The organism is Zobellia alginiliquefaciens (genome assembly GCF_029323795.1).
Taxonomy (GTDB): domain Bacteria; phylum Bacteroidota; class Bacteroidia; order Flavobacteriales; family Flavobacteriaceae; genus Zobellia; species Zobellia alginiliquefaciens.
In genome coordinates, this window is the sequence record NZ_CP119758.1 from 2854171 (window position 1) to 2869923 (window position 15753).

Genomic DNA, 15753 nt, shown 5'->3' on the forward strand with positions numbered 1-15753 from the left:
TATAATTTTCTATGACTTCCAAGGAAATCCGATCTCAATTCTTGAATTTTTTTAAAGAAAAAGAGCATAAAATAGTTCCATCTGCCCCTATGGTTATCAAAGATGATCCTACGCTGATGTTCACCAATGCGGGCATGAACCAGTTTAAGGAGTTCTTTTTGGGGAATAGTATTCCTAAAAGTCCTAGAGCTGTAGATACGCAAAAATGTTTACGAGTAAGTGGTAAGCATAACGATCTTGAAGAAGTGGGGAAAGATACGTATCACCACACCATGTTCGAAATGTTGGGGAACTGGAGTTTTGGAGATTATTTTAAGGAGGAAGCTATTTCTTGGACGTGGGAATTACTTACGGAAACCTTAAAAATAGATAAGGACTCTTTATACGTTTCTGTTTTTGAGGGAAGTAAAGATGCGGATAAACTTTCGTTAGATACCGAAGCTTTTGATTTGTGGAAGGCCATTGTTCCCGAAGACCGAATCATTATGGGGAACAAAAAGGATAACTTCTGGGAAATGGGCGATCAAGGCCCATGCGGCCCTTGTTCCGAAATACATGTGGATATCCGTTCTGCCGAAGAAAAAGCCAAGGTTTCCGGTGCGTCATTAGTCAATGCGGATCACCCGCAGGTGGTTGAAATATGGAACCTGGTTTTCATGCAATATAACCGTAAGGCAGATGGATCTTTGGAACCGCTACCGGCAAAACATGTGGACACGGGTATGGGGTTTGAGCGTTTGTGTATGGTGCTCCAAGGGGTGCAATCCAATTACGATACCGATGTTTTTAAACCTATCATTCGTGAAATAGAGGCCATAACCCATAGCAAATACGGTAAAGAAGAAGAAACGGATATTGCAATCCGTGTGATTGCGGATCATATTCGTGCGGTGTCTTTTTCCATTGCAGATGGTCAGTTGCCTAGCAACACAGGTGCTGGTTATGTTATTAGGCGTATTTTAAGGCGTGCCGTTCGCTACGGATTTACGTTCTTGAATACAAAAGAACCGTTTATGTACCGTTTGGTGAGCGTGTTGACGGAAAATATGGGAGACGCTTTCCCAGAGTTGAAGGAGCAGCGCCAGTTGATAGAAAATGTAATCAAAGAAGAGGAGCATTCGTTCTTAAAAACTTTAGATCAGGGTCTTGTTCTTTTAGACCAAGTTATAGCAAATGTAAAAGGGAAAGAAGTAAATGGTAGAAAAGCCTTTGAACTTTATGACACCTATGGTTTTCCTATAGATTTAACGGCACTTATCCTTTCTGAAAAAGGGCTAAGCCTTGATGAAAAAGGCTTTGAAGAGGCTATGCAGGAGCAGAAAAACCGTTCAAAATCGGCTTCAGAGATTTCCAAGGATGACTGGGAGGTTCTTTCGGGAGACTTAGAGCAAGAATTTGTTGGGTATGATGCATTAGAAGCCAATGTAAAATTGGTAAAGTACAGAAAAGTAACTTCTAAAAAGGCAGGAGAGCAGTATCAGTTGGTTTTCAATCTTACTCCTTTTTATCCTGAAGGTGGTGGTCAAGTAGGGGATAAGGGGTATTTGGAAATGCCAAATGGCGATGTGGTCTATATTCTGGATACGAAAAAAGAGAATAATGAAATTATTCACTTTACTAAAAACCTTCCGTCGGATACGAGCGGAACATTTAAGGCGGTTGTAGATAAGAAGCAGCGCGAACGTACACAAGCGAACCATACGGCAACGCATTTGCTGCATCAAGCTTTACGAGAGATTTTGGGTACGCATGTGGAACAGAAAGGTTCTGCGGTACATTCCAAATATTTGCGATTCGATTTTTCTCACTTTTCAAAAGTGACACCAGATCAACTTCGGGAAGTTGAAAATTTTGTGAATGCCCGTATTGCTGGGCAATTGCCATTTAAGGAGCAAAGAAGCATTCCAATGGAAGATGCACTTAAAGAAGGTGCCATGGCGCTTTTTGGAGAGAAGTATGGCGATGCCGTCCGGACCGTGCGTTTTGGGCAATCCATTGAATTATGTGGAGGTACGCACGTAAAGAATACCAGTGATATCTGGCATTTTAAAATCAAGTCGGAAGGTGCTGTGGCATCAGGTATTAGACGTATAGAAGCGATTACATCCGATGCGGTAAAAGATTTCTTTGCAGATAATGATAGGATGCTTTCAGAGATAAAATCGCAATTGAACAATGCACAAGATCCTGTAAAAGCAGTGTCTACATTGCAGGAGGAGAATGCCAAACTAAAAAAGGAAGTGGAAGCACTTCTAAAGGATAAAGCGAAAAACCTGAAAGGCGATTTACAGAACGAATTGCAAGAGGTAAACGGTGTTCAGTTTTTAGCCAAGAAAATAGATTTGGATGCCGCTGGAATAAAAGACTTATGTTTTGAAATGGGACAGAACCAAAACAATCTATTCCTTCTTTTTGGAACGGAGCAGAATGGCAAGGCATTGTTGTCGTGCTACATTTCTAAAGAGCTAGTGGCTTCAAAAGAGTTAAATGCGGGTACCATTGTACGAGAGTTAGGTAAGTTCATTCAGGGTGGTGGCGGAGGCCAACCGTTTTTTGCTACGGCAGGCGGTAAAAATCCGGAAGGTCTAGATGAGGCGCTTGCCAAAAGTAGGCAGTACCTAGATTAGAATATGGGCAATAGATGGGGGATTCCAACTGAAGTAGAAAATTTTGTTATTGAAAGAGATAAGGATTGTGTGTATTGTGGTATAACCTTTACGCAGGATAACTCTTCTAGAAAAACTAAACAATCTTGGGAGCATATTATCAATGATATTAGGATAAACGGAGTTCATAATATAGCCCTGTGCTGTATATCGTGCAATGCGAGTAAAGGGGCAAAATCGGTTGTTGACTGGCTGGAGAGTAAATATTGTAAAGATAGAGATATCACAAAAGAATCAGTGGCTTTAGTTGTCAAACAAGTAATTAAGAAGTTATCTATCTAATACTCCTGAGTGCTTTGTGAAAAAAACAATTGCGTTTTAGTTTATCAAGTTTTATCGTTAATAATTTCTACAATGCTTCTCCCATCGCTATTTCCGCTTTTGGTAGAGTAAGCTTAAAGGTGGTTCCTTTCCCGACTCCTTCAGATTCTGCAACGATGGTTCCTCCATGAGAAACCGCTATTTTTTTCACCATATAAAGCCCCAAGCCTGTGCCTTCTGTATTTTTGTGAAAACGTTCAAATGGAGTAAATAGATTTTGTAGGGCGTTTTCATTCATCCCTAATCCATTGTCTCGTACTAAGAAGCTGTTAGTGTCCCCATTATCAATATAATCAACAGATATTTTAGGATTTTTTTGGTCCCCCATATATTTGATGGAGTTATCCAAGAAGTTGCTGAAAATCTGGGTTATGCGTTTGCGGTCACCATATATTTTGGGTAAATCGTTCGCAATAGTAAGCTCAACTTTTTCTTTGTCCAGATTTCCCTTAATCAAATCCCTGGACAAATTCAATATATCATTGGTGTTCAACAGTTCATTTTTATTTTCGACTTTACCCAATTCCGCAATTTTGGTGATATCCGAAATCAATGCGCTCATGTTATCACAAGAAATATCTATTAAGTTGAGATATTCTTCTACTGTCTCAAAATCTTTTGCTTCAATGGATATGGGTACAAGACCGGCAAGACCTTTAATATTGTTAAGCGGACTTTTTAGGTCATGGGACACGGCAAAGGTAAATTGTTGAATTTCCTTGTTTTTTGATTTTAAGCTACTTGCGGCTTCTTCAAGTTTGTTTTTTTGATGCCTTAGTTCCTTAGTACGTTCCGCTACTTTTTGAACCAATATTTTTTGATTTTTTTGGATATTTCGGACTTTGAGGTAATAGGCTAAATACAGTAATAGTAAAACCAGTACGACCAATAAAGACTGGAACCACCACATTTGCCAATAGGGCGGGGTAATGGTCATGTGCAACTTCAATTCATTATCTACCCAAACACCATCGGAATTGGTAGATTTCATGCGTAACGTATATTCTCCGGGGTTTAGGTTGGTATATGTGGCACTGGGATTGTTTCCTACATAGTTCCAGTCTTTTTCAAACCCCTCTAAATAAAAGGCATAGTCAACACTTTCTGGGTGTCTCATGGTAAGAGCCTTAAAATCAATATTTATTACGGATTGGTCATAGTTGAGGGTAAGGGAATCTACTTGGCTAATATCCTTCTCTAAAACACCAAATTCATCATTGGGTAGAACTGATTTGTTGAAAATTTTAAGGTCGGAAATAAACAGGGTAAGTTTATCTTTTCGTTTCACAACATCCTTGGCGGTAAAAATATTAAATCCGTTTACGCCCCCAAATATATACTCTCCTTTGCTGGTAACCAGTGAGGCGTTTGGGTTAAATTGGTTGGCCTGCAGACCATCAACTACGCCATATTCCATTGTTTTCCCGGTATCCGTATGGTATCTAATAATACCTTCCTCCGTACTTAACCATAGATGTTTGTTCTTATTATCTATAATTTCTTTAATGGCATCATTTTTAAGTCCGTTTGATTTGTTGATTATCTCAAAAGAATCATTTTCCGGTATGTATTTGTTAAGTCCTCCTTGGGTACCGACCCAAATGGTATTTTCGGTATCCTGTATAATGGAGTTGACAAAATTGTTGCTTAGCGAATTCTTAATGTGATAATGCGTGTTTGTCCAGGTACCGTTGTTTTCTGATAGTTTAAACAAGCCGGAATTAAGAGTGCCTATCCAAACATTACCTTGGTTATCTTCAAATATGGTGTTTAACGACTTTATTTCCGTACCATCTACTTCTGAGGTCAGGGTAATGTCTTCATGTTCGTCTGTCTTTGGGTTAAAAACCTGTACACCCGCAAAATAATGGACAACCCATATATGACCATTTTTATCCTTTAAGAGGTTAACTACAATATTGGATTTCAAAAATGAGTTCTGGGTATTTAATTCTTCGTACTTTTTGCTTTTCGTATCAAAGATGAGAATACCGTTGGTCCAAGTGCCGACCCATAATTCGTTTTGTTTTGTTTGTAATAATGAAAGCACCACATCACTGCCAAAATTTTTGTTCTTTATAGAATAATCATTAAACGTATTTAAACTTCTGTTCCAATAGTTTAATCCGCCACCGTCCGTTCCTATCCATATATTCCCATAAGGATCTTCGCTAAAACAATTTACCAACTTGTTATTTAAAGATTTAGGATTTAGTGGGTCTGAAGTAAAATGTTCAAACTTAAATAATTCAGGATCGTGGAAATTAAGGCCACTTCTATAGGAAGCAACCCACATAATGCCGTTCCGCGTATTTAATAGAGCCCAAATAGAGTTGCCCGAGATGGAATTGGGTTTGGAAACACTATATTCTATATGTTGTACCTGTTCTAAATTTTGGTTGTAGATATAGAGGCCGTTGTTTTCTGTTCCTATCCATAATTGATTATTGCTGCTTTTAGTTAAGGAACGGATGCAATAACCGGGACTAACATCTTTCCTATTGATAAGTAATTTTAAATTCTGATCTACCTCTAGTTGTACAAGAGATCCATTGAGGGTGCCTAGCAAATATTTGTTTTTATCTATGGTGGTAGCCGCAAAGATTTCATCTGTTTGCTGATATCTGTTTTGGATTTCCATATCCTTGTTTATTACTAAAATATTGTAGGTGGTAATAACCAACATATGGTCGTTGGCCAAGGGCATTATTTTAAGTACTCTGTCTATGCGCTTGCTTTTTAATTTTACATAGTCATTTGGAAGTTTAAGGTGTTTTACATCTCCCGTTTTGGGTTGATATCTGTATAGCCCGCTTTTTTCCGTGCCAAGCCATAAATAGCCATGTAGTTTTGTTACCCCTTGAAACATTTTGGATTCAATTTTCTTTCCTTCTTTCTTAAAGGGATATGGAACTACTAGATTTAAACTGCGGTCGTATAAACTTAGGCCATCATTGGTGCTAATTAGTATATTTTCACCATCCTCATATAAGGAAACTACGTATTCGTGGGTAAGTCCCGTTACACCATTTAGCGTTTTGTTGAATATTTCAAAATCCTTACCATCGTATCTATTCAGTCCGTTTCTAGTTCCGATCCAGATAAAACCGTAACTATCTTCTAAAAAAACAGTAGCTGTACTATGCGATATTCCTTCTGTTATATGTTGGAAATTAAAGGATGTTGCATCTTGAGGTCTAACCGTATGTATGGAAAGAAAAAGAATGAAAAAAGTAAAAATCTTACAATAAAACTTTAAAAACATTTTTCGGGTAGTGTAGTATGTCTATTTTAACGTATCTAAAGGTAAGAAATTACGTCTAAAAATGTATTGAAGCAAATTTTTATATGAAATAAGAAAAACACTAACGGTAAATGTCGGAAAGAGTTTGGTTGTTCTCTAGGGTGTTCTAATTTTTTTGAATATCCCTGTCAAACTAAAAAACTATCTTTAAAATTCATAATTGGGCATAGGGGGTATGGTTTAGTGGAATTGTCCTCTCACATCAATATTAATTTTAGCATGAGTATATTTTCTTACCATTTGGCCAAAATACCATTTTCAACGGCTATTAAAGCAATATGTATAAATCCTATTCCTAAGAATACAAAAGGATTAATCCATGCGGAATATATGTCCTCTATGACTTTGGGCTAGTTAAACCAATAAAGTAATTTTTCAAAATCTGTGTGTATGATTGTCATGATTTTATCGGTGATTCTATTCTTAATTTTTATTTCTCTTGGCGGTATTCATTTTTATTGGCTTTTTGGTGGGGTTTGGGCATTGAAGAAAGTAATTCCAACAAGAGAAAACGAGGAGAACTCACTGGCTATCCCTAAAATAGCAACATTAATAGTAGGTCTTGTTTTGGTTTCATTTGGTCTTGTTTATCTTTTGAAATCAAGATTGATAGAATTTCAGGTTCCAAATTGGTTTATAAATTATGGATATTGGTTTATTCCTTCTATTTTTATTTTACGTGCCATAGGCGATTTTAATTATGTTGGTTTTTTTAAGAAAATAAATCACACCACATTCGCAAAAGCAGATTCAAAAGTATTTATTCCTTTATGTCTAGTAATTGGTATAATGGGAATACTGATTCAATTAATGGGATAAACATATTCGCCTAGAAAGAATACAATTAAACCAAATTCTATGAAAAATATGTCAAAAGTATTATTCATTTTGATTTTCTCGATTTCTTGTGCGGATGAGCCGAACTTTTTGCAATTAGGGATTGAGTCTTTTAAAGTTGAAAATTATTCTCTTGCTAAGAATCAACTTAAGATGGTTAATCAGTCAGATAAAGATGGTCTGCTAGCAAAACGTTATTTATCAAAAATTGACAGTATCGAGGCTTCAAATAGAATAGTTGTTCAAAAAACGGATTCTATTAATAGCATCAAAATTAAAGAACAAATAAAAAATCATTTAGGTAATTATAAGGTAAGCGTTATTGGTGCTAGTATGGATAAATCAGTTGAAGTTTTTCAGTTAAAAGAGGGAGGAGAATCTGTTTGGTTATGGGTGGACTACGTTGATGGTAACCCTATGATTGACGACAAAAAGTATGGTACTTGGTGGTTAGATTCTAAGGGCAATATTACAATTCGCGTTAAAGGAAATACAGGCGTTATAGAAGAAGTTTTTTCAAATATAGATGGGCGATTAATAGAATTAAATCGAAAAAAACGTTCATTATTAAAGACTTCAGAGCTTTTTTGAATCTATCAACTTTAAGTTGTGAGAAGATTGTATCTGAGATTTTCATGGAGCAACTTCACTTTTTTAAGTTTTAAACCACTAACCCGATGACAATAAAGTTGCAAACCCAAATACCTTTACAAAAGGCCCAAAACCAAATTGATTATGACAGTCGGTTAGTGTTGTTAGGTTCTTGTTTTTCGGAAAACATAGGGCAAAAGTTCAGGTATTATAAGTTTCGTGAACTTCAGAATCCGTTTGGTATTTTGTTTCATCCGTTGGCTATAGCCAATCTGGTCTCTCGAGCCGTTTTAGGGAAGGTCTATACGGAAGATGATGTGTTTTTTTTCAACGAACGCTGGCAGTGCTATGATGCCCATTCAGATTTAAGTGCTGTTTCTAAAGATAGTCTACTTAATGCCTTAAACCAAGGAATTGAGCAAACTGCAAATCATCTGAAACAAGCTACTCATATTTGCATAACACTGGGTACGGCTTGGGTGTATAGACATGCGGAAACAGATGCAGTGGTAGCCAATTGCCATAAAGTTCCTCAAAAACAGTTTTCAAAAGAGCTGATGCGTATTGAAGAGATTGTTGCGAGTCTCAACAGTATCATGGCTTCGGTACAATCTCTCAATCCCAATGCCCAATTTATTTTTACCGTATCACCGGTACGTCACCTAAAAGATGGTTTTGTTGAAAATCAACGGAGCAAGGCACATTTAGTAGCTGCTGTTCATGAGGTTGTTTCCGCTTCGACGTTAAAGGCGGATTATTTTCCTTCATACGAGATACAAATGGATGAGCTACGTGATTATCGCTTTTATAAAGAGGATATGGTGCATCCAAACGCACTGGCCGTCAATTATATTTGGAAAAAGTTTGTTGAGGTATGGCTGGCATCAAATACATCTTCAACTATGAAGAAAATAGAAAAGGTTCAAAAAGGGATGCTACATAAACCCTTTAATGAAAATTCTGATCAGCATCAGAAATTCCTTATGAAACTAAATGTTTTAAAATCAGAAATTCAGAAAGAATTCCCTCATATACAATTCTAGGTCAAATATGAATTTTGTCGAGTTTTTCAGGGTTTTAAAATGAGAAACTATTTTTTTAGGTATTTTTCCGTTTTATGTCAATAATGATTAAAAGATTAGGTTGTCTTATTATATGCTTGTTTTGTGTAGCTAATGCTAATGCGCAACTTCCCTTAGTTGAATTAGAGGCATTACAAGCATTATATAATTCCACCGGAGGTGCTAACTGGATTAGCGAAACAGATGTCGATCCTACAAATGATTGGGACTTTGCTACTCCCTTAATAGATACCGATGTTACCAATTGGTTTGGGATTACCGTTATTGGAGGTCATGTTACACAATTATTGTTGGATGTTAATAATAATACAGGTAATAACTTAATAGGAACAATACCAGCTGAAATTGGAAATTTACAATACTTAGTTGATTTAGATCTTTCTGATCAATCTGGTCTGACAGGTCCTATTCCTAACAGCATTGCAACGCTTCTAGATTTAGAAGTTTTGATTTTAAATGGTAATGAGTTATCAGGAATCATACCTGTTGAACTTGGGAATTTAAGCAATTTAGAAAGTTTATGGTTGAACTCAAATAATTTGAGTGGTACAATACCATCCGAACTTGGTAATTTAAGTAGTTTAGAATCTTTGTTACTTTCAGAAAATCAACTCACAGGAACTATACCCGTAGAACTGGGAGATTTAAATAGTCTACAGGTTCTCCAACTTTCTTTTAACGAGCTTACGGGTGAAATACCTTCTGAATTGGGACTTCTCTCAAATTTAACCTCCTTGTCTTTGAGATATAATAATCTAACGGGGGCAATTCCAGAAGCCATTTATGATTTAATTAATTTAAGGACTTTACTACTGCAATTTAATCACTTAGAAGGGGTTATCTCTCCATTGGTTGAAAATTTAGTTTCATTAGAGTCCTTAGTACTTCGTTTTAATCAATTTGAGGGAGATTTACCTGCGGAAATTGGAAATATTCCATCGCTATTAACTTTATCGTTGGGTCAAAACAATTTTACGGGTACAATACCTAATTCTTTTTCAAACTTAATTAATCTTGATGTTTTTGATATTAATGATAATAACATAGAAGGTGTATTGCCTGCAGGTTTAGTAAACTTGACTAATCTGAGTACTTTTAATATTAAGAATAATAACATTGAGGGTGAAATTCCTAGTTTTGTTTTTTTTAATGAGACCACATTACGATTTAATGGCAATCGTTTTCAATTTGGAGATTTTGAAGATGAATTTAGTTATTATGATGGCTTTTTGTTTTTTGAAGATAATCCGCAAGCTTTGGTGAATGATTCTGAAAATGTTACCAGTTGTGTTGATGGTACAATTACCTTAAGCACAACCGTTAGCGGCAGTGCAAATATATATGAGTGGTTTAAAGATGGTATTGCTATACCAGCCTCGAACACCCCAAATTTAGTATTGACAAACATTCAAATGGCAGATTCTGGCGTTTATACATGTGAAATTAGTAGTACTATAGTAACTGATTTGGTACTGGAGAGAAACCCAATTACACTAACCGTAAACAACAGCGGACCAACTGCAAACAATATTGATGATATAGTAGTATGTGATACGGATGCCGATGGTTTTGCTACATTTAATTTAGACTTGGTGGCTATAGAGTCTCAGGTTATTGGGGGGCAGACAGGGTTAACGGTATCTTATTTTGATGCCACAGGAAACCCATTTACATTGTCAAATTCATTTGATAATACTACTGCATTCAAGCAAGACATTACAGTGGTAGTTGAAGCATCTGAAACCTGTTTAAATGAGACTGTTTTTAGTCTTATTGTTAACCCTTTGGTTGTTGCTGATGTATTACCAGATGTTGATGAATGTAATGTTTACACCTTGCCAATTCTAAGTTCTGGTAATAACTATTATACTGCAACAGGTGGTACGGGCTCATTACTCAATGCTGGCGATGAAATTACCGAATCGCAGATAATATATGTTTATGCAGAAAGTGAATCAGGATTGGGAGGCTGTTTTGATGAAAGTAGTTTTTTAGTGGATGTTACTAAGGTTTCGGTTACTGAATTAGATGACGTTGTTACTTGTCAAACATATACATTGCCAACATTACCTGATGGGCAAGATTACTATAGTGAAGCCGATGGAGGTGGGGCAATTTTACTGGCAGGTGATGAAATTTTAGAGTCCATGACCATTTATATTTTTACCGAAGAGAATGGTTGTTTTGGTCAATCGAGATTTTCCGTAAGTATTGACCCTGTTGCATGTCAAGATGTAGAATCTTTAGGCTTGCCCAAATTTTTTACTCCTAATAATGATTCTTATCATGATATTTGGGATATATCAAAACTTTCTGGTACTGGTGATATAGATATTTTTATTTATAATCGTTACGGAAAGTTATTAAAGCAATTAGATCCAAATACCTTTAATTCATCTTGGGACGGTTTTTACAATGGAAAGTCAATGCCTTCATCTGATTATTGGTTTCAATATCTTAATAAGGATACAGGGGTGCGTCTTTCGGGTCATTTTTCCTTAAAAAGATAAGATTACATATTGTTTCTTGCTTAATTTTGATGATATTGTTTTTCTATGAAAAAAGTATTAGTAGGAGTCTTAATTACTTTGGCCACTGTTCTAATTTTTCGTTCGTGTATTGAGGATAGGGAGGAAAAATCCATCCTCGAAGAAAATAGTATGCTTATTCAGACGCAGATAGACAATGTGAGCAAGTTGATCGTTACCGAAGGCCATTTTGCCGAAGTGTACAATTACAAAGACTCTAAAATGCTTTTCGGTCCTTTTATATCCGCAGAAAAGAAAGCCTTGGTTGTTGTAAATGCTGATGTGACCATAGCTTATGATTTAAGTAAAATTGAATTTGAAGTAGACGAGTCAACCAAGACATTACATATTAAAAGCATACCTGAAGCCGAAGTGAAAATCAATCCTGATTTTGAATATTATGATGTCACTTCCGATTACCTAAACATGTTTGAGGCTTCCGATTATAATAAAATCAAAAAAAATGTAAAGGCTTCACTTATGAAAAAAGTAGAAGCATCTTCATTAAAAAGTAATGCTGAAAACCGGCTGATTAGTGAGCTGCAGAAATTCTATATTTTGACGAATTCCATGGGGTGGACGCTGTCATACAAAAATCAACCTGTAGAGCAGAATCTGCCTGAAGTGCTTTTTAATGATTAAAATCAACTTGAGTTTTATTTTGCAAAAGTCTCTGCCCAACTCATATATTGGTCCCAATCATACGCAGTAACATCATGCTTGCCGCTTCTCATGTGGTAAGCCATAGTTTGCTGAATGGGACGGTCCGTTTCAGGAAAGTCCGTTAAATCAATTCCTTTCTTACCGTAAAGGCCATAAACTTTAGATGCATATTGTGTAGAAAGAAATTCACCTTTGGGATCTGCCCATTCGTCTTCAACAGCGCTTGCTATATATAAAGGTCTTGGCGCTATAAGTGCCAAAAGCTGGTGTTGATCCACCGGTAAAATTTCTTCTTTATTGCTATATTTTTTAAAACTTGCAGAAAACCAATGTGGAAACGAATTATTGATGTGACCTATGGTTTCGCCAAATTTCCGCTTAAATAATGCGGCGCCGCCACAACCGGAATTATTGCTTATCACTCCAGAAAAACGGTCGTCCGTAGCTCCGGCCCATAATGCTGCTTTTCCTAATCTAGAATGTCCAAAAACAATAACATTGGAAATATTGGTGTCATTCTCCAAATAATCCATGGCACGGCTAAGACCATAGGCCCAAGCTGCTATACTGCCCCATTCATTGGTTTTGGGTTTGGTCTGTTCTTCATCATAGAACAGACTATGCAAACCGTCTGAAAAGTCATTTTTATCTGGGTCTATTTCACCGTAATAAACGGTTGCCAGTCCATACCCATTGTCCAGCATTTTATCTATGGTCCAACGGTTCATTCGTACGCCCCTAGAGGCTTCCGTGGCTTTGTTGCTGCTAATTTTTAAATCCGCATTGTTTTCGTTCCATGCTTCGGGAATAATAACATTTGGGTCATCTGTTACCGTATGGTTCCCGTGAAAGTTATAGCCTAGGAATACCGGTGCTTTTTCATTTCCGTTAGGTAAATATAAAAGGATGTTGAAATTGAGCGTACGGTTGTTTTTCTTTAGGCCAACCGCTATTTGTTTACGCTGGGCTTTTCCTCCTAAAGCTTTATTATCCTGTTCGATAACCTTAAATGAATATTCATCCAATAGGGCAGGTACCTTTCCGTAAATCTGCTTTTCAAAAAACTGATAGATTTCCAGTTTTCTCTTTTCTTCCCATTCTTGGCTGGTGGTAATTGCTTCTCCGCTGAATGTTGTTAAAGGGTCCGGTACCGAGAATTTGGGTACTTTGGTTTCGTCATAATTTGCTTCTGGCTGGGCCATAAGTCCTAATCTAGTAAGTGTAAGTAATATAAAAAGTAATGGTTTCACGGTTTTTTAGTTTGGGGTCAATTAAGAAATTATTGGTTTTAGTTCAATTCCTCGGTTTTAAATTTATGGTTTACCAAATCCAGACCGTCATCTATTAAATGGCCTACTTTGGGGTTATTTAGTTTTACGGTCTGTAAATAAGATGAAATCTCTTGGGCAAAGTCATGGTCTCCATTTTCTTTGGCTAACTCGTAAAGTTCTACAGGTAATAACCAATCATTAGGATACGTATCCCTAATGGCTTCAAATACTTTGTGCCTGGAAATTGTAATATTTTTGCCTTCTCTATACTGACGAACCTGCTCGTAATATGCTTCTAATTGCGAATGCGAAGTATTATTTTTTGGTTTTATAGTGGTGGATGAAACCTCATGGGTAACCAAATTAAAACTGCTTAAATCCGCAGGGCCGTTGTATGCCGATACTATTTCCCTGCCTACCGCCATGCTGTACAGTTCATCATCACTCTCAAAAAGTACCTTGTCTTTATGGGTGACGCAGCAATTTTTAAAGGTGACCAAGATGATTTCGCCTTGTAAATTTCGAGTCCCTGTAATAATTTCTCCGGTGATGTTAATTTCACCCTCAAAAGCTAAGGAAACTTGTTGTCCTTCAAAAATGTTATAGGCCTTAAGGTCTAGCGGGCTCATATCTTCTATGGCCAGGTTAATACCTTTTAGTTTACCCATTGGAGAGCCAAAGCCAGCGGCATGTTTTTTAATGCTATGCCCCACAAGCTCTTTATCGCGAAAAGAGAGTGCGGTTGGCCCATAGGTTTGAAAGAAAGCAGGTTTGCCTTCATATGATATGACCTTATCAAAATTACCTGAAATCTGTAGTCCGGTACTGAGTTCTATTGTACCTAGTTCCTTGGATGCAATCAATTTGTTTATTCCGCTCAAACCGCCTTTTCGCAAAGCCATGGTATTCGCAAACTCCTCTAAAACCTGACTTAGGTAAGCGAAATCTGGAGTAACAAAAAGCTGGGGCTGTGGTTTTGTAATATCAAAAGAAGTATAGGCGGCATCTAAAGAATAGGGTTTTTTTTCAACTTCATTGGTCATGCACCAAGCACTTTCGCCAATAGAGGAAAGGAGTCCAGCGCCATATATTTTCGGATTTTCCGGTGTGCCTATAAGCCCGTATTCAACGGTCCACCAGTGCAAGTTGCGTATGAGTGCAATTTCACTGGGTTCGCCCATGTTCTCCTGTAGCTCTTTAATTCGGTTTTCAGCCTTGTCAATTTCATCTTGTGGAGTACCTTGGGCCTCTTTTATGATAGAAAGGTGGCGAACAGCTTCATATAATTCGTAATCTTTGGCACTAGAAATGGCCTTGGAACCTATTTCGCCAAATCGTCTTAGATATTCGGCGTATTCAGGATTAGCTATAATAGGGGCGTGACCAGCTCCTTCATGAATTATATCTGGTGCAGGAGTATACTCTATATGGTCTAGTTGACGAATATCAGAAGCAATGACAAGAACATTATATGCCTGAAATTCCATAAATGCAGATGGCGGTATAAAACCATCCACAGCAACCGCTGCCCAACCTATTTCTTTTAAAATACGGTTCATGCCGTACATATTAGGAATATAGTCAATGGAAATCCCCGTTTTTTGTAAGCCCTCCAAGTAGGAAGTATGGGCTACTTTATTTAGGTAATCCACGTTCTTACGCATTACGTACCTCCAAACAGCCTGGTCTATAGCGGAATAGTCACTATAGTCTTGCGGTTTTATATACTGCTGCAAATGCACGGGCAGTTTGTCTAAAACAGGATTGCTAGTGTACGTCATACTAGAGGGTTTCTTTTATAAAGGTACAAAAAAGGGCAGATAGGGTTTTTTCTTTTAATTCTTTTTCGATAAACGAGAAAGACCTAAAAAAAGCTCTTTTGATTAAAAGAGCTTTGGTATTTTTGGTGTGCCTAATTTATTCCCATTATTTAGTGGCCACAATATTAGGTGGGTATTGCATTAGAATTTCAGATACGAATTCTTGAATACGCTCCTCTTTTTTGGCTATGTTACCGGTGGTTGTTAGGTTTCCAACACCCTTACCTTGCCAAACTAATTCTTTACTTTTTGAGTCTATTAGGTCTATGTATAATGAACCTTCGGTGCGGGTGCTGACATTATTGCCACCGCCCCAGCCTGGCCCCCAGTAATATGGGTTCCAGCCCCAGCCCCAACCACCACCCCAGTAGTTGTTGTAGATATCAACTTGTTCTTTTTCCTTAGTGAAGATGCTCACTAAAATATCTGGGTTTTCAGATTTGGTAAAGCCACGTTTGGTCATTTCGGACTCAATGGCTCTAAGGATTCTCTTTTTGTCCAAATCGGAAATTTGGGCTTTGTCAATTCCGGTCTTATAAAAAGCATAGGATTTGTAACTGTTGAAATTGGCTTCTTTGTCGTAGTCAGAAAGCACACGTACAGAGGTACACGAACTTAAAAATAGCAACACGAGCATGGGCACCACTAAAATTTTAATCTTTTTCATAAC

General features: G+C 37.1%; 11 protein-coding genes. 7 read left to right on the plus strand and 4 right to left on the minus strand.

Annotated features, from left to right (window positions below):
* Positions 1-11 precede the first annotated feature (11 nt).
* Positions 12-2627 carry an alanine--tRNA ligase gene (alaS, locus tag P0077_RS11980; RefSeq protein WP_276165485.1) on the plus strand — a complete coding sequence of 872 codons (2616 nt, stop codon included), beginning with the start codon at positions 12-14 and terminating at the stop codon, positions 2625-2627.
* Between the two features lie 3 nt (positions 2628-2630).
* Positions 2631-2948 carry an HNH endonuclease gene (locus tag P0077_RS11985; protein WP_276165486.1) on the plus strand — a complete coding sequence of 106 codons (318 nt, stop codon included), beginning with the start codon at positions 2631-2633 and terminating at the stop codon, positions 2946-2948.
* Positions 2949-3015: 67 nt separating this feature from the next.
* Here the strand turns inward: P0077_RS11985 and P0077_RS11990 are convergent, their stop codons facing one another.
* Positions 3016-6252, minus strand: coding sequence for a ligand-binding sensor domain-containing protein (locus tag P0077_RS11990; RefSeq protein ID WP_276165487.1), 3237 nt, complete (start codon positions 6250-6252; stop codon positions 3016-3018).
* 429 nt (positions 6253-6681) lie between these two features.
* Here P0077_RS11990 and P0077_RS11995 point away from each other — a divergent pair, with 429 nt between their 5' ends.
* From P0077_RS11995 to P0077_RS12015, 5 genes are all read left to right on the plus strand, one after another.
* On the plus strand, positions 6682-7110 hold the full coding sequence (locus tag P0077_RS11995; RefSeq protein ID WP_276165488.1) for a DUF3995 domain-containing protein: 429 nt from the start codon (positions 6682-6684) through the stop codon (positions 7108-7110).
* Between the two features lie 39 nt (positions 7111-7149).
* Positions 7150-7719 (plus strand): hypothetical protein, encoded by a 570-nt coding sequence (locus tag P0077_RS12000; RefSeq protein ID WP_276165489.1) that lies wholly within the window; start codon positions 7150-7152, stop codon positions 7717-7719.
* Positions 7720-7805: 86 nt separating this feature from the next.
* Positions 7806-8762, plus strand: coding sequence for a GSCFA domain-containing protein (locus P0077_RS12005; RefSeq protein ID WP_349292950.1), 957 nt, complete (start codon positions 7806-7808; stop codon positions 8760-8762).
* An 83-nt stretch (positions 8763-8845) separates the two neighbouring features.
* Positions 8846-11311, plus strand: a complete 2466-nt coding sequence (locus P0077_RS12010) for a T9SS type B sorting domain-containing protein (RefSeq protein WP_276165490.1) — start codon at positions 8846-8848, stop codon at positions 11309-11311.
* Positions 11312-11356: 45 nt separating this feature from the next.
* Positions 11357-11971, plus strand: coding sequence for a DUF4230 domain-containing protein (locus tag P0077_RS12015; RefSeq protein ID WP_276165491.1), 615 nt, complete (start codon positions 11357-11359; stop codon positions 11969-11971).
* 14 nt (positions 11972-11985) lie between these two features.
* Here P0077_RS12015 and P0077_RS12020 read toward each other — a convergent pair whose 3' ends face one another.
* From P0077_RS12020 to P0077_RS12030, 3 genes are all read right to left on the minus strand, one after another.
* Positions 11986-13242, minus strand: a complete 1257-nt coding sequence (locus P0077_RS12020; RefSeq protein ID WP_276165492.1) for a glucuronyl esterase domain-containing protein — start codon at positions 13240-13242, stop codon at positions 11986-11988.
* A gap of 38 nt (positions 13243-13280) precedes the next feature.
* The gene (locus tag P0077_RS12025; protein WP_276165493.1) at positions 13281-15044 is read right to left on the minus strand and encodes an aromatic amino acid hydroxylase; all 1764 of its coding nucleotides are present in this window, start codon (positions 15042-15044) and stop codon (positions 13281-13283) included.
* Positions 15045-15189: 145 nt separating this feature from the next.
* Positions 15190-15750, minus strand: a complete 561-nt coding sequence (locus P0077_RS12030) for a DUF4136 domain-containing protein (RefSeq protein WP_276165494.1) — start codon at positions 15748-15750, stop codon at positions 15190-15192.
* Positions 15751-15753 lie beyond the last annotated feature (3 nt).